This is a genomic window from Nocardiopsis moroccensis, from assembly GCF_055763695.1.
Genome location: NZ_CP199747.1, coordinates 1,365,425 through 1,380,239 on the forward strand (window position 1 = coordinate 1,365,425; position 14,815 = coordinate 1,380,239).

At 72.4% G+C, this 14,815-nt stretch carries 14 protein-coding genes; 5 read left to right on the plus strand and 9 right to left on the minus strand.

What is annotated here, in order from left to right:
- Window positions 1-228: 228 nt before the first annotated feature.
- Entirely contained in the window at window positions 229-987 is a 759-nt protein-coding gene (locus tag ACUKCB_RS05700) for a class I SAM-dependent DNA methyltransferase (RefSeq protein ID WP_473039412.1), read from the plus strand.
- Here ACUKCB_RS05700 and ACUKCB_RS05705 read toward each other — a convergent pair.
- The gene (locus ACUKCB_RS05705; RefSeq protein WP_473039413.1) at window positions 936-1,718 is read right to left on the minus strand and encodes a phosphotransferase; all 783 of its coding nucleotides are present in this window, start codon (window positions 1,716-1,718) and stop codon (window positions 936-938) included. The two genes, ACUKCB_RS05700 and ACUKCB_RS05705, sit on opposite strands and share 52 nt — an antisense overlap.
- Before the next feature lie 46 nt (window positions 1,719-1,764).
- Window positions 1,765-3,051, minus strand: coding sequence for an MFS transporter (locus ACUKCB_RS05710; protein ID WP_473039414.1), 1,287 nt, complete (start codon window positions 3,049-3,051; stop codon window positions 1,765-1,767).
- 75 nt (window positions 3,052-3,126) lie between these two features.
- Between ACUKCB_RS05710 and ACUKCB_RS05715 the strand changes: the two genes are divergently transcribed.
- The gene (locus ACUKCB_RS05715) at window positions 3,127-3,711 is read left to right on the plus strand and encodes a helix-turn-helix domain-containing protein (RefSeq protein WP_473039415.1); all 585 of its coding nucleotides are present in this window, start codon (window positions 3,127-3,129) and stop codon (window positions 3,709-3,711) included.
- On the opposite strand, the gene ACUKCB_RS05720 is transcribed toward ACUKCB_RS05715, so the two are convergent.
- A complete protein-coding gene (locus ACUKCB_RS05720) occupies window positions 3,708-5,936 on the minus strand; it encodes a DUF6351 family protein (protein ID WP_473039416.1) in 2,229 nt (742 codons plus the stop codon). The genes ACUKCB_RS05715 and ACUKCB_RS05720 overlap by 4 nt on opposite strands.
- Before the next feature lie 230 nt (window positions 5,937-6,166).
- The gene (locus ACUKCB_RS05725; RefSeq protein ID WP_473039417.1) at window positions 6,167-6,736 is read right to left on the minus strand and encodes a pyridoxamine 5'-phosphate oxidase family protein; all 570 of its coding nucleotides are present in this window, start codon (window positions 6,734-6,736) and stop codon (window positions 6,167-6,169) included.
- A gap of 372 nt (window positions 6,737-7,108) precedes the next feature.
- Between ACUKCB_RS05725 and ACUKCB_RS05730 the strand changes: the two genes are divergently transcribed.
- Window positions 7,109-7,765 (plus strand): response regulator, encoded by a 657-nt coding sequence (locus ACUKCB_RS05730; RefSeq protein WP_473039418.1) that lies wholly within the window; start codon window positions 7,109-7,111, stop codon window positions 7,763-7,765.
- 108 nt (window positions 7,766-7,873) lie between these two features.
- Here ACUKCB_RS05730 and ACUKCB_RS05735 read toward each other — a convergent pair whose 3' ends face one another.
- Complete coding sequence (locus tag ACUKCB_RS05735) at window positions 7,874-9,646, minus strand: sensor histidine kinase (protein ID WP_473039419.1); 1,773 nt, start codon at window positions 9,644-9,646, stop codon at window positions 7,874-7,876.
- A gap of 235 nt (window positions 9,647-9,881) precedes the next feature.
- Entirely contained in the window at window positions 9,882-10,103 is a 222-nt protein-coding gene (locus ACUKCB_RS05740) for a hypothetical protein (protein WP_473039420.1), read from the minus strand.
- 232 nt (window positions 10,104-10,335) lie between these two features.
- On the opposite strand from ACUKCB_RS05740, the gene ACUKCB_RS05745 reads away from it, so the two are divergent.
- Window positions 10,336-11,598, plus strand: a complete 1,263-nt coding sequence (locus tag ACUKCB_RS05745; RefSeq protein ID WP_473039421.1) for an NAD(P)/FAD-dependent oxidoreductase — start codon at window positions 10,336-10,338, stop codon at window positions 11,596-11,598.
- Here the strand turns inward: ACUKCB_RS05745 and ACUKCB_RS05750 are convergent.
- The 3 genes from ACUKCB_RS05750 to ACUKCB_RS05760 form a co-directional block, all read right to left on the minus strand.
- On the minus strand, window positions 11,543-12,424 hold the full coding sequence (locus ACUKCB_RS05750) for a hypothetical protein (RefSeq protein WP_473039422.1): 882 nt from the start codon (window positions 12,422-12,424) through the stop codon (window positions 11,543-11,545). The genes ACUKCB_RS05745 and ACUKCB_RS05750 overlap by 56 nt on opposite strands.
- Before the next feature lie 172 nt (window positions 12,425-12,596).
- Window positions 12,597-13,283, minus strand: a complete 687-nt coding sequence (locus ACUKCB_RS05755) for a nucleoside/nucleotide kinase family protein (RefSeq protein ID WP_473039423.1) — start codon at window positions 13,281-13,283, stop codon at window positions 12,597-12,599.
- 135 nt (window positions 13,284-13,418) lie between these two features.
- Window positions 13,419-13,955: an NUDIX hydrolase family protein gene (locus ACUKCB_RS05760; protein ID WP_191269500.1), complete on the minus strand. Its 537-nt coding sequence runs from the start codon at window positions 13,953-13,955 to the stop codon at window positions 13,419-13,421.
- A 404-nt stretch (window positions 13,956-14,359) separates the two neighbouring features.
- Here ACUKCB_RS05760 and ACUKCB_RS05765 point away from each other — a divergent pair, with 404 nt between their 5' ends.
- Window positions 14,360-14,764 (plus strand): STAS domain-containing protein, encoded by a 405-nt coding sequence (locus tag ACUKCB_RS05765; protein ID WP_191269502.1) that lies wholly within the window; start codon window positions 14,360-14,362, stop codon window positions 14,762-14,764.
- Window positions 14,765-14,815 lie beyond the last annotated feature (51 nt).

Genomic DNA, 14,815 nt, shown 5'->3' on the forward strand with positions numbered 1-14,815 from the left:
GGAAACGGCGGTGCGCTCGGAGGGGCCTGTTACCGGTCCAGGGGGACGGACCGGAGCCGGGTGTGGGCGTGAGCGATCACGGGCCAGGTGTTCGGGCCCTCGGTGATCGCCTGGAAAGCTGCCATGGGGATCACGCTAGGGAATCGGTGTCCGTGGAGGCAACAGGTTTTCCGATCGGCCGGGAAACCCGGTCGCGTGCGCGCACCCGGCCGCGCGATACTCGGTCCCATGCCTGACTTCGCCGACTTCGACACCCGCCATTACCGCACCGTCGACGTGACCACCGGTTATGACGGGTGGTCCAGCACCTACGAGGACTCGGTGCTCGACGCCATGGACATCGCCCTCCTCGACGGGCTCACCGCCCCGGTCTGGTCCCAGGTCCGCAGCGCCGCGGACCTGGGCTGCGGTACCGGACGCACCGGAGCCTGGCTCCGGGGCCGGGGCGTGGAACACGTGGACGGCGTCGACCTCAGCGCCGGGATGCTCGCCCTGGCCCGGAGGCGGGGCGCCCACGACACCCTCACCCAGGGCGACGTCCGGGCGACAGACCTTCCGGACAGCGCCTACGAACTGGTCATCGCCTCGCTCATCGACGAACACCTGCCCGACCTCGCGCCGTTCTACGCCGAAGCCCGGCGGCTGACCAGGCCGGGCGGGCGCTGTGTGCTGGTCGCCTATCACCCGCAGTTCATCATGGCCTCGGGTATGCCCACCCACTTCACCGACGACTCGGGTGAGGAAGTCGCCATCACCACCCACGTGCACCTGCTCGGCGACCACGTACGCGCGGCCCTGGCCAGCGGGTGGCGTCTGGAGGAGCTGAACGAGGCGGTCGTGGACGACGGCTGGGTGGCGGCCAAGCCCAAGTGGGAACGCTTCCGGGGCTACCCGATCTCGGCCGCGTTCGTGTGGGCCGCCGGGCCCGCGACGGGTCAGGGCGAGGTCAGCATCCCGGTCCACAGCTCCCGGTGGCGTTCGACGTAGGCGGCGGCCGCCCCCCAGTGCTCGGCGTGCCCCTCGGCGTGCAGTCGCGCCCAGGGCTGCGTTCCGGTGCGGGCCCCCTCCTCCAGGACGTCGAACATGCCGCGTACCCGGCGCAGTGCGGCGCCGGGCAGTTCGTGGCGCTGGGCCGCACCGCAGCCGTAGCCGTCGGCCAGGGCCCGCAGCCGCCGACCGTCGGCCTCGGGGTCGCCGCCCTCGTGCAGGGGGACGAACCCGTGCGCGGCGTAACCGAGGTCGCCCATCCGGCTTCCCGGTCCTGCGCCGTCCCAGTCGATGAAGCACCAGGACTCGGTTCGGCCGTCCTCGTGGGGAGTGCGCACCAGGTTCCACGGGGCGAGGTCGTTGTGGCAGATCACCTCGGGCTCCTCCGGCGGGAAGACGCTGAGCCACCGTGCGTCCTCGCGGGGCCGGTGGTCGGCGGTGAGGTCGTGCAGCCGACGGATCATCGAACCCAGTTCGCGGAGCTGGTCGGCGGTCATCGGCGGCATCCGGTCGGCCATGGTGCCGGGGACGTAGGCCAGCCGCTGGTAGCCCTCGGGCTGTTCGCCGTAGGTCTGCGGCGCGCCCGGGAACCCGCTCAGGTGACGCAGCAGCGAGGTCACCGCGGGGGAGGAGGCAAGCCAGGGCTTGCGCACGGTTCCACCGATGCGCAGGACACCGTCGGAGACGTTCCCGCCTTCCAGGACCTCGACGTCGTTCTCGGAGTGTGTCACGGGCCCATCCTCGCCGGGCGGACCCGTGACGTCCACCGGTTTCCCCTCAGTGCCGGAGCCCTCGCTCGGCAGCCTCCAGGGTCGCGTCGCTGATCCGCAGCAGGGGGACCAGCAGGACGAGCACGAGCGACCCCATACCGAGGAAGACCGCCCGCAGCCCGAGGAACTCGGCGATCAGGCCGCCCGCCGCCGCGCCCAACGGCATGGTGCCCCAGGCCAGCAGCCGGTACACGCTGTTGACCCGGCCCAGCAGTGCGTCGGGGGTCACGCGTTGGCGCAGGGACACCGTGATCACGTTCCACACGGTGATTCCCAGTCCTCCGAGGAAGAAGCCCAGACCCACCAGCCAGGCGTCGGCGGTTATCCCGGGAACCCCCACCAGCAGGGCGAACAGGGGAACGCACAGCCACAGCGACCGGGCCCGGCCCACCGCGCGCTCGCACCACTCGGCAGCGAAGGAGCCCAGCAGGCTGCCCACCGCGGTGGCGGTCAACAGGACACCGAAGGCGGGCTCGGAGAGCCCCATGGGGGAGCCCGGGCCCACCGCGTACAGCACGAGGACCGCGAACGCGGCGCTGGTGGCGAAGTTGGAGGCGCCGACCATGGCGGCGAAGGAGCGCAGGAGCCCGTGCGACCAGAGGAACCGCAGTCCTTCGGCGATGTCCGCGCGCATGTCGGCGGACGGCCCGGTGCGCTCGACCCTGAACCGTCCGCGCACCAGGAGGAGCACGCCCGCGGCCGTGATCCACAGGGCCGCGGGGGTGAGCAGGGCCAGAGCCGCGCTCAACGCCACCAGCGCGCCGCCCAGGGGCGGGCCGACGAACTGGTTGGTGGTCAGCTCCACCGCGTACAACCGCCCGTTGGCCCGGGAGAGCCGGTCCCGGTGGACCATCTGGGGCAGGATCGACTGTGCCGAGGTGTCGTACACGGTCTCGGTGGTACCGATCAGGAACGCCGCCGCGTAGAGCAGCCAGATCGAACCGAGGTCGAGTACCAGGGCTACAGTCAGGGCGAGGACCAGGCCGCCGCGTACCAGGTTGGCACCGAGCATCGCCCGTCGGCGGTCGGTCCGGTCGGCCAGGGCCCCGGCGGGCAGGGCGCACAGCAGCCACGGCAGGCCCAGGGCCGCGGTGACCCCCGCGATGAGCAGGGGGGAGTCGGTGAAGCGCAGGGCCGCCAGGGGCAGGGCGACCTTCAGGACGCCGTCGGCCAGGTTGGACAGCCCGGAGGAGGTCCACAGCCGTCGGAAGGAGCCGCCCAGGGGGTCGGGGGCGGTGGTCGGGATGGTGTCGGCGGGGAGGGTTTCGGGCGAGTGCCCGTTGTCGTCGACCATGAATTGAGATTGACAGATCGATTGGGATAATTCAATCAATTTGTGGTTGCCAATCGATCGGCTACGCTGACCCCCATGGCAGAACCGTCCGCCGAGCATCCCGAACCACCGGATCCCCGCCGCAGGCGGCGACCGGCCACCGCACGCGAGGCCAAGGCCCTGGGGCACCCGTTGCGCCTGCGCATCCTGCGCCTGTGCCTGACGCGTGAGCTCACCAACCGGCAGCTCGCCGACCGGCTGGACACCAACCCGGGCACGGTTCTGCACCACGTGCGCACCCTGGTCGACGCCGGTCTGCTCGTCGCGGCCCCGGTGCGTACGGGCGCCGCCGGGGCGCTGGAGAAGCCCTACCGGGCCACCGGCGAGAGCTGGTGGCTGGACAGTCCCCTCGACGGCCTGCCGGAGGAGCAGAGGACCTCACCGGTCACCGCCTTCACCCAGGAGCTCGACGAGGCGGGCCCGGCCGCGGTGCGCAGCTTCTCCCGCTTCGCCCTCCACCTGTCCGACGAGGACCTCGCCGAGCTCGACCGGCGCATCCTCGCCGTCCTCGACGAGTACGTGGCCACCGAGGATCAGCGCCTGGACCGGCCCGTCTACGGCGGGGCGTTCGTCCTGCACCGCCCCTCGGGCGAGGAGCCCGGGTGGGACCCGGAGAGCTAGAAGAACTGCCACGTCCCCCTCGGCGGCCGCTGGCCCTCGCCCGGCCGCGACCAGTCGCACACCCCTTCGGCGAAGACCTCCCGGGCGCGCTCGGCCTGCTCCTCGTCGAACTCGGCCGGATGCGCCTCCTCGTCGAACGGGACCAGGCGGCACTTGACGACGTCGGAGGCCAGGGGACCGCCCGCGGCGATCCTCGGGGAGGAGTGGGTGGGGAAGGCGTCCGCGCAGCGGTCGCCCCGTCCTTCCGGCAGCGGCAGCTGCGGGGTCACCACCCGCTCGTCCCCGATCCAGCAGGAGTCCGACAGCCATTCCGGACGGGTGGCGTCCAGGTGCTCCGCCGGGGACCCGCCCGGGTGGGCGCGGGCGTGTTCGGCGGCCGCGCCCACCCACGCGTCGAGTTCGGTCAGGGTGCGTCCGGCCACCGGCTGGTCCGCGGAGAACACCCCTCGGTAGTGGTCCTCCACCAGCATCACGTGGTTGTCGGCCGTGCCGTTGGCGGCCAGTAGCCGTTCGCGGGTGCTGAAGGAGTGGTAGCGCATGTGGATGTCGCCGCCTGCCGCGTCGTCCTGGTAGGGGCGGTGGTCAACGATCGGGATGTCGGCCAGCCCGCCGCCCCCGTGGAGCAGCCGCCCGCTCTCGTAGGCGGCCCGGACCGCGACCGGATCGCCCACCGTGCGCTCGGGGACCACGGCACCGTCCCCGTCGAACCCGCCCACGTGCTCGTTCAGGTGCAGGAACTCGTCGACACCGATACCGCCGTCGAGCAGCGCTGCCAGACCGTACTGGATCCCCACGTTGTCCAGCGGACGGCGCGGCAGACCGGTGTCCGGCTGGGTGCCGTAGACGTTGCGGGCGTGTGAGAACACGTCGCAACGCGCCCCGTCGGGGTTGTCATCGGGGTGGTAGCGGACCTCGGCGGGCAGCGCCTCGGGGCACACGCCCCGGGGGTCGATCCGGGCCGCCGCGTCAGCCATTGCGCCGATGCCCTCCCAGGTCCCGAAGCCGGAGACCGCGCGCTGCTGCTCCCGGGTGAGCGCGCCGGGGTGCCTCTCGGCGTAGGAGCGCAGCAGGAGCGCGTCGGTGACCGCGGGTACGGTCGAGAAACCGACGTCGGGGTAACTCTGCGAGACCACGATCCCGTCGAGCAGCCCCGGGTAGTTGTCACCGATCTGGTGCGACTGGTACGCGCCGCCGGAGTTGCCCCAGCCCAGGGTGTGGTCGGGGGCCCCGTGGGCGAGGACGAACCGCTCCTTGACCGCGCTCATGGTCTCGGCGGCCAGCAGGTCGTCGCAGTTGTTGCCGAACACGTTCAGCGAGGCGGACGCCACCGCGTACCCCCGGGAGAGCATGCCGTGGTCCACCACCCCGGCGGTGCGGTCGCCCTGGACGAACCAACCGCCCGGGCACCCCCCGCCGAACTTGTACACCAGGCGCCGGTTCCAGCCCTCGGGGGCGGTCCACGGGTCGGGTTCGGGGGTACGTGGGTCGTGCAGGACGGCGGTCTCGTACACGGCACGGTTGGCAGTCCCGGTCTCCACCCGCACCGTGTACGGCACCTGCGCGCCGGTGGACGTGGTGGTGCGGGCGACGTCGGACGGCAGACCGCCGCCCTCGGGCAGCGGGGCGAACTCTCCGCCCGTGGTGCGGTACACGTACCCCACAACGGTCTCCACCGAGCAGTCCTCGTCGAGCGGTGCGCCCAGGTCGCCGCCCCAGGCGAGTGCGAAGTCCCCGGTCCGGCAGACGAACGGGTCCTGGTGCGGACCGGAGAACACCGGGCCCGCCGCCGGATGAGCGGTGACAACGGTGCTGACCGGGTCGGGGGAGTCCCCGCCCGCGGCGGAGGCGACCAGGACTGTTCTCCCCTCGGGCAGCCCCGGTACCACCCCCTCCAGCACCTGCCCGCCCCCGGGCAGGTGCACGGGGCGGAGGGTGTCGGTGACGTCGGTGCCGCCCGCCGCCAGCCGGACCTGGTGGGGTTCGACCGGCTCGGGCAGTTCCACCCGCACCAGCGCGGCACCACCGGTAACGGTGTCCGCACGTGTGGACAGCACGCTTATCCGCAGATCGTCGGGGTCACCCCCGCCCGGCGGCTGGGCGGGGGCCGCCGACGGCGGCAGCGTCAACGCCGTGGCGTGGTGGGCCAGGGGCGGGCCCGAGACGGTGAGGAGGGCGGCGACGACCGCTGAGCCCGCGCCCAGGGCCGCACGGACCGAAACCGGCATCACCGGACGCCCCCGGAAGACCGGATCCCCCCGGCGCGCGCAGGCGTACCCGCTCCCTTGGCGGACCGGGGCCCCGGCCGGCAGTTCTGACCGATGTCGCACAGGGCGATGGTCACCGCGCGACACGGGCGGGGACCGAAGGCACACCGGCTGTGGGGCGGGCTTTGCACTCCCATGCCGCCACCGATACCCCGATCGGGGACGGGAACACCCAAACCCCCCGGAACACCTCAGGGGCGGCTGACCTCCCGCCCGGTCACCCTCCCGGGGGTGATCTTCAGGACCTGGTCGCGCGGGCCCTCAGCCCAGGGCCGGGGCATACGGCCCTGGGGGATGCGCTCCAGTTCACCGGTGTCACGGACCCAGCGGCAGCTCCCGGAGGCCAACACGCTCCAACCCTCGCGGCGCTCCTCGTCGAAGTGGTCGACCTGGAAGGCCGCGTGCCCCCGTCCGTACCGCATGATCGTCCCTGCCAGCGTGGAACGGAACACGACGGTGTCGTTGAGCAGGACGTAGTTGACGGGAAGCACGGTCGGTGCGGCGTCCCCGTCGATGGTGAAGGCCACCCGGCCGATACTGCGTGTGGCCATCAGGTTGAAGCAGGTCTGACGCTCCAGGACGGTGAAGCGCGACCGGTCGTCGTCGGCCAGGTCGGCCCCGGCCAGCAGCCGGTCGTCCTCCGTGAGGTGTTCGGTGCCCTCGAACTCGTCGGAGGCCTCCCGCGGTTCCGGGGGCGAACCCGGCGCCGCGACCCAGCTCCGTCCCTGCTCCGACGCACCGGCACCGCTCGTCCCAACCATCACAAGCCCCCCGAAGATTGGTGCCCACTGTTGCTGACCCCGCCATCATCGCCGGTCACAGCCCCGAAGGCAGGGCCCGCGAGTCCTCCGGTCGACGGCGAACGTCCTCGTTTGCGCACTACCCGCCGGGACACTCGCCTCAAACGGAAAGGGACGTTCGCCTCCTCTGGGAACGACCGCCGCTGTCTAGGGTGGAGGTGCACCGTGAAGGCGCACAGCGGCGGCCCTGCGGCCCGTACCCCGGCCCGCAGCCGAACCGCGGCCCGTCCGAAGATGCCCCACAATGGGGGCGGGGGAACGGGTCGACCCACAACCCGGGGTGGCCGGGCCGCCTCAGGTCACCACATCCAGCGCTGAGGAGGTGCGCACCTGATGGGCGGCGACACGACGATCAGGGTGTTCCTGGTGGACGACCACGAGATCGTCCGACGAGGGGTCGGATCACTCCTCGACGACGAGGACGGCATCGAGGTGGTCGGAGAGGCCGGGACCGCCGCACAGGCCCTGGCCAGGGTGACCGCGCTCGAACCCGACGTGGTCGTGCTCGATGTGCGCCTCCCCGACGGGGACGGCGTCACGGTCTGCCGGGACATCCGCTCGATGCTTCCCGACACCCGCATGCTCATGCTCACGTCCTACTCCGACGACGAGGCGCTCTACGGCGCGGTCATGGCGGGGGCCTCCGGCTACATCCTCAAGCAGATCCACGGCACCGACCTGGTCGGCGCCGTCCGCACGGTCGCCCGGGGCCGATCCCTCCTCGACCCCGAGTCCACCGCGCGCATGCTCAGACGGCTGCGGGAGGAGGCCGGGCGCAAGGACCCGTTGAGCGAGCTCACCGAACAGGAACGACGCGTCCTGGAACTGATCGGCGAGGGGCTGACCAACCGCGAGATCGGCGCCAGGATGTACCTGGCCGAGAAAACCGTGAAGAACTACGTGTCCCGCGTCCTGGCCAAGCTCGGGATGGCCCGCCGCACCCAGGCGGCCGCCTACGCCGTGCGCCTTTCCATGGACCGGACCTCCTGAGGCCTCGCCCCGACGCCCCGAGCGTTCCGGGCACCGGACGGGGAGCGGGAGGAGGTACGCGCCCCGGTGCGCGTACCTCCTCCCGTGCGCGAGGGGTGGTCCGGGGGACTACGCCGGTTCGTCCCCGGCGGAGTACCGCACCGGCACCGACCACTCGACCGCGGTGCCCTGACCCGGACCGGACGCCACCGCCATGGTCCCGCCCAGCTCCTCGGCGCGGGAAGCGGTGTTGCGCAGCCCGCTGCGGGCCACACCCTCCGGGACGCCGCGACCGTTGTCGGACACCCGCAGGACCACGGAGCCGTCACCGACCGACACCTCCACGTCCACCGAGGTGGCCCCGGAGTGACGGGCCGCGTTGGACAGCAGCTCGCGCAGCACGGCGACCAGGTGTTCGCCCGACCGCTCGTCCACCGCGTTGTCGACGGGTCCCTGGGTGAGCAGACGGGGCGCGAACCCCAGGGTCCGGGCGGCGGTGTTGACCACCTCCAACACCTGGGAGCGCAGCCACGAGGAGTCGTCCTCGGCGGAGCTCTGCAGGGCGAAGATCGTGGACCGGATCTGTCTGATGGTGTCGTCCAGGTCGTCGACGGCGCCCTGCACACGTTTGGCCGAGGTGGAGTCGTCGATCCGCCGCACGGTGCCCATCAGCGTGATGGCCGTGGCGTACAGGCGCTGGATGACCGTGTCGTGCAGGTCCCGGGCGATCCGGTCGCGGTCCTCCAGGACGCTCAGCCGTTCGGAGTCCAGCCGGGCCTCGGCCAGTTCCAGGGCGACCGCGGCCTGGTCGGCGAACGAGGACAGCATGTTCAGCCAGACGTTCTGGAAGGGCTCCCGCCCCCGGTCCCGGCCGAGCACCAGTACACCGCGGGCCCCGTCCGGCGGGCCGAAGGGGAGCACCAGGACCGGGCCCACCCCCATACGGGTCAGGAAACCGACCCCGAGGTGTTCGAACGCGGCCACGTCGGTCCGCACCGGGGTTCCGCTCAGGTAGACGCGGCCGAGCAGGGTGTCGGCCGCCCGGGTCAGGGTGGCGCCCCGCGCCCCCGCGGCCAGGGACTCGCACTGGTCCTCGGGGCCGTCCCACACCCGCACGGTGAGCGTCTCCGGCTCCTCGCCGGGCATGGCGATCACGGCGGTGTCGGCCTGCGCCATCACCCGGGCCCGCCGTGCGACCAACCGCAGGACCTCCTCGGGCGCGGCGCCCGACAGCAGCCGCGTGGTGATCTGCCCGGAGGCGTCCAGCCAGGTCTCCCGGCTCTGGGTCTGCGCGAAGAGCTGTGCGTTCTCGATGGCGGTGCCCGCCGCCGTGGCCAGTGCCCGCAGCAGTAGTTCGTCGTCGCCGGTGAACTCCGCGCCGTCGGTCTTGTCGGTCATGTACAGGTTGCCGAAGACCTGGTCGCGGATACGGATGGGCACCCCGAGGAAGGTGTGCATCGGCGGGTGGCCCTCGGGGAAACCGCGCGACTCGGGGTGGTCGCGCACGTCCTTCAGGCGCAGGGGCTCGGGCTCCTTGATGAGCAGCCCGAGGATGCCCTCGCCCTTGGGCCAGTGGTCGATGCGGGCGATCTCGTGCGGTTCCAGGCCCACGGGGACGAACCGGCTCATGTTCCCGTCGGGGCCGATCACCCCCAGCGCCCCGTACCGCGCCTTCACCAGACGGGTGGCGGTCTCGGTGATCCGCAGCAGCAGGGGTTCCAGTTCGAGTCCCTCGCCGATGGAGACGACGGCCTCCAGAAGCGTACGGATGCGCTCCTGGGTCTGGGAGATCTCGCTCATCCGCGACCGGACCTCGTCGAGGAGGTCGTCCAGGCGCACCTGGGGCAGCGACAGCCGGTCCTGGCCGGGGAGGTTGTCGGGGGCGCCGTCTGTCTCACGCATGGGGGACTCTTTCCGGCTGTTGTCTCAGGGCTGTAACCGAGTCTAGGGGCGGTTTTCCCGGCCTCCCAGCCGCCTCCGGGTCCCGGTCATGTCTCAGGTCACCTGGCCTGAGCAGGCATTTCTCCCAACTGCCGTTTCGCCGTCGGCAAGAGTCGAAGGGCCCGCCCGCCAGGGCCCTTCGACCCCAGGGGCCGTTCGCCGGTCGGGTCGCGCCGGCTTCCGCGCCCCGGCCCGCCTACTGCTCTCCGGTGGTGAACTGCACCGGTTCCGGGTCGAGCTCCTCGGGGCCGCCCCGGTACAGCGCGTAGTCGGTGGCGACGCTGTTCGGAAGCCAGCCGTCGGTGTCCAGCAGCAGGTCGGCGTACCCGTCCAGATCGCCGGCGCCCGGGCGGGCGAGCTCCCCTCCCCCGGGCAGCCCAGGTCGGCGCGGGTCAGGGTGAGGCCCCGGTCGGGGCACCGCAGGCGGTGGCGAGGAGCAGGGCGGCTGCGGTCAGTGGAGTTCGTCGGCGGATGGGATCTCCCGGGGCGGTTCGGAGTGGGGGATCGTGCACGGTCAGGACGCCCCGGCGTCCCGGGCTGTTCACCGGCCCAGGGTTCCGGCCCTCCCCGGGCCCCTCGCGGCAGCGGTGTCACGTTTGCGGGCGTCCGATCCGTCAGATGGACCGAACGCCCAAAGGAAAGGACCACCCATGACACACGAGATCCTGGTGCTCGGGGCGGGCTACGCGGGCCTGGCCGCGGCCGGACGGGCCGCCCGCAACATCCGCCGCGACCGGCTCGACGCCCGTATCACCCTGGTCAACGCGGCCCCCCACTTCGTCGAACGCGTCCGGCTCCACCAGGTCGCCGTCGGCCAGGACGTCGGCGTGCACCCCCTGGCCGCCTCCCTCGACGGCACCGGGATCGAGCTGGTCGTCGGCGCGGTCGAGGAGCTGGACACCGGACGGCGCACGGTCCGGGTGCGTACCGGGCGCGGGGATCGCGACCTGGGCTACGACACACTCGTCTACGCCCTCGGCAGCGATGCCGCGCGGGACGGGGTGCCGGGTGTCGCCGAACACGCCCACGACACGGCCTCGCTGGAGGCCGCCCGCGCCCTGGAACGGCGGGTACGCGAGGAGGAACCCCGAACCGTCGCCGTGGTGGGCGGCGGGTTCACCGGCCTCGAGGTGGCCACCGAACTCGCCGAGAGCCGTCCCGACCTGCGCGTCGAACTGGTCACCGGTGGCCGGGTCGCCGACGGGGCCGGTCCGCGCGGCCGCGCCCACGTCCGCCGGGTCCTGCGCAGGCTGGGGGTCGGTGTCCGCGAACACGCCCGTGTGGCCGAGGTGGACGCTGACGGCCTCCTACTGGCCGACGGCTCCCGGGTCGGGGCGCAGCTCGTGGTCTGGAACGCGGGCTTCGGGGTCGCGGGCCTGGCCGCCGCGGCCGGACTCACGGTGGACGGGCAGGGTCGCGCCGTGGTCGACGGCTTCCGACGCTCGGTCTCCCACCCCGATGTGTACGTGGTGGGAGACGCCGCGCACGCACCCGGAGTGGGCGGCCGACCCCAGCGGATGTCCTGCGCCATGGGGCTGCCCATGGGGTGGACCGCCGCGGACGCGGTCACCGCGCGCGTGGCCGGGCACGCCCCCGAACTCCCGCCGTACGGTTACCTGTTCCAGTGCGTGAGCCTGGGCCGCCGCGACGGACTCGTCCAGTTCGTACGCGCCGACGATTCCCCGGCCCGCCTCGTCCTCACCGGGCGGTCGGCCGCCCGGTACAAGGAGTTCGTCGTCGCCTCCGCCTACAGCGGCTTGAACGGCGGGCAGGGGCAGCCCGACCAGTACCTGGCGCTGGCCCGCTGGGTCGCCCGGCGCTTCGCCAGGCGTCACGGCGTCCGGCGCACGGCTGCGGTTACGGGTTGGCGAGGTCGCCGGGAGCGGGCATCGTCAGCTCCAGACCCTCGTTGATGCTGACGAAGGTGAGCGAGTGGGTGTACTCGCCGCTGGTGTGCTCCAACAGCACCGGGACCCCCTCCTCGTCCAGCCACAGGGTGAACGGGGAGTCGGGGTACTCCGCCAACTCGAGGGCGTAGGAGTCGCCCGAGGCGGCGAACTCCGGGACGGTGGAGGTGAAGGTGCCGCTGTAGCTGTGGGCCGGCAGGGTCTCCTGGACCGAGTCGTGACTACCGTCCTCGTTCCTCGCCGGGTAGTCCAGATCGACCTCGCCCTCGCCGCCGTGGACCAGATCCGTGGAGGTCGCCAGGATCTGGGACAGGCCCGCGGCGCCCACCGCGGAGTCGGCCATGAACCGGTCTGCGGGGGTGGGATCGGCGACCTCCGCGAGGAGGCCGTCGCCGATCGCCCACAGGGTGTGCTCGGAGTTGGTGTAGTACACGGCGTTCAACATCCCCTCGCCGCCCAACTGGGAGTACACGACCTCCTCGGGGGTGTTCGTGTACCGCTGCCTCCCCCCGCGGGTCTTGAAGGGGTCGCCGCTCTCGTGCTCCAGCCTGACGAAGGTCTCGTAGTCGTCGGCGGTCTCGATGTGCTCCACCGCCGCGCGGATGCTGCTCTCGGCGTCGGCCGGGTCGTGCGGGGCCTGCTCCGTCTGCTCGGTGGCCTCGGTGTTCTCCGTGTTCTCCTGTGCGCCGTCCCCCGCCGCGGAGCCGCCGAGGCTCTCGGGCAGGTAGGAGCAGCCGACCAGGGTCAGTGACACGGCGGCGGCGCCCAACACCAGGGGCAGACTCCCGGCCGGCGGAAGGCATCGGTGATCGGACGGGCGGGGGTGGGACATGGAGACTCCTCGCGGGGGTCGGCAGTACGGCCGGGGTACAGGGGTGAACGCGGTGTCGGCCGTGGGCGACGACCGCATCACGTGGGTAGACGCGTGCCGCGCGGGAACAGTTCTCCGGCGGATCCCCGGCCCGTCCCGCGTCCGGTGCGCAAGCAGGGACGGCGCGCGGAGTTCAGCGCGCGGAGTAGCGGTCCCCGGATCCGAGCCGCGGGACCCCGCTGACCCGGACGATCCGGGTGCAGTTGTTCCTGGACCCCTTCACGAACTCCCCGTTGGGCCGGTCGCTGCGCTCGACCCACTCCTTGGCGGCGCTCACGCTCGCGCCGCCCGCCATCTGGCGTCGGCGCAGGCGCTGTTCGCGCACCCGGTCCTCGGTCTCGACGTACCACAGCTCGCCCAGGAGGCCGCGGACCCGGGACCACGGCTCCTCGTCGCCGGCCAGGTAGTTGCCCTCGGTCACGATCAGCCGGGTGTGCGGCTCGACCACGTGCTGGGCGGCGATCGGCTCGTGCAGCCTGCGGTCGTAGTCGGGCACGTAGACCGGATGGTCGGTCTCGGTCAGCAGCCGCCGCACCATCGTCAGGTAGCCGTGTGCGTCGAAGGTGTCGGGGGCGCCCTTGCGGTCCCGGCGGCCCAACCGGTCCAGTTGGGCGTTGGACAGGTGGAACCCGTCCATGGGCAGGTATCCGGCCGTCCCCGGCTCAGAACGCTCGTCGACCGCGTGCACCAGGTAACGGGCGAGGGTGGACTTTCCGGCCGCGGGAGCGCCGGCCAGTCCGAGTACCACGCGCCCGGGGCCGTCGCAGGGACGCTCCGGCGGCACCAGGGCGAGGGCGTCGGCGACGAGGGATTCGAGCATGGTCTCCAGCCTAGGGCGTGTTCGGTGGGTTCCGCCCGCCGCGAGCGCGGCACGTGTCCGCGCAACGCGCCCCGGAGCCTGGACACGCGGTGGGGGAGACCCCGGCGGGGGAGCCCCGCCGGGGAACGCGTCCGGTCAGGGGGCGTGGCCGACGTAGGCGAGCGCCTGGCGGACCAGCACGCCCTGACCGCCGGGCATCTCCGCGCGCACCTGCGGGCTGGTGGCCTCCTCCGGGGTGAACCACACCAGGTCCAGGGCGTCCTGGCGGGGCTGGCAGTCACCGCTCACCGGGACGACGTAGGCCATGGCCACAGCGTGCTGGCGGGGGTCATGGAACGGGGTCACGCCCGGGGTGGGGAAGTACTCGGCGACGGTGAAGGGCTGGGGGGAACTGGGGATGCGGGGCAGGGCGACCGGTCCCAGATCCTTCTCCAGATGGCGCAGGAGCGCGTCCCGGACCCGCTCGTGGTACAGCACCCGCCCGGAGACCACCGAACGGTTGAAGGTGCCGTCGGGGTCGGCTCGCATCAGCAGCCCCACGTGGGTGACCGAACCGGCCTCGTCCACTCGGACGGGTACCGCCTGGACGTAGAGCACGGGTATGCGGGCGCGGACGCTCTCCAACTCCGCGGAGGAGAACCAGCCGGGCTGGGTGTCGGCGGTTTCGGTCATCGGGTTCGCGGCCGTCCGGTTGCACGGGGCAGCGGGCGGGCCGCTCCCTCCCTTCGCTCTCTGCGTGTCCATGGGGGCGGCGGACCCCGTACCCCGTGGGGGGCGGTGGCACACCGACCGTCACACGGGTGTCCAAGTACCGCTTCTACCGCACCGGCGCGCGGAAAGCACGGTGCGGGTGCCTCTCCGGGAGTGTCCGAGAGAAGAGGGCGGGCCCCGGGCGGGGCCCGCGCGAGATCACGGTCGAAGGCCGAGGAGGGTGACGCCGAGGTGTCCTTGAGGCCACACCCGCGAGGATTCGAGGGTTTTTCTCATGGAGGGCCTCCCGGAACCTACCCGGAGAGGTTACGATCTCGTACGCGGTTGCGTAGTGGAAAGGTTACGTCCGGTGAGAGGTGGCCCGAGTGGCGAAGGATGCCCTGTTCTCGGCCCAGGAACGTTTTCCCTGTACGGGAGCGACGGTGGTGCGCGTTCACGGCGAAGTGGACCTGGCCACCGCCGACCACCTGCGTGACCGGTTGCTCCAGGCCGCGGAGGCGTCCCGGTGCGACTGCCTGATCGTGGACATGTCCGGTCTCGGCTTCTTCGACGCGAGCGGAGTGCGCGCCCTGGTCTCGGTCTACCAGGTCCTGACCCGGCAGGGCCGCCACGTGGTCCTCGCCGAGCCGGCACCCATCGCCGAACGGGTCCTGGACGCCCTCGGGATGCGGCGCCTGTTCGAGGTCTACCCGATGGTGGAGATGGCGCTCACCCACACCAGCGGCCTGCGCGTGGACGGCGAACCCATCTTCGACAAGCCGGTTCCCTAGCCGGTCCTCCCGCCCGGTCCGCGGCCCGGGCGGGAGCCGGACCCGTACCGA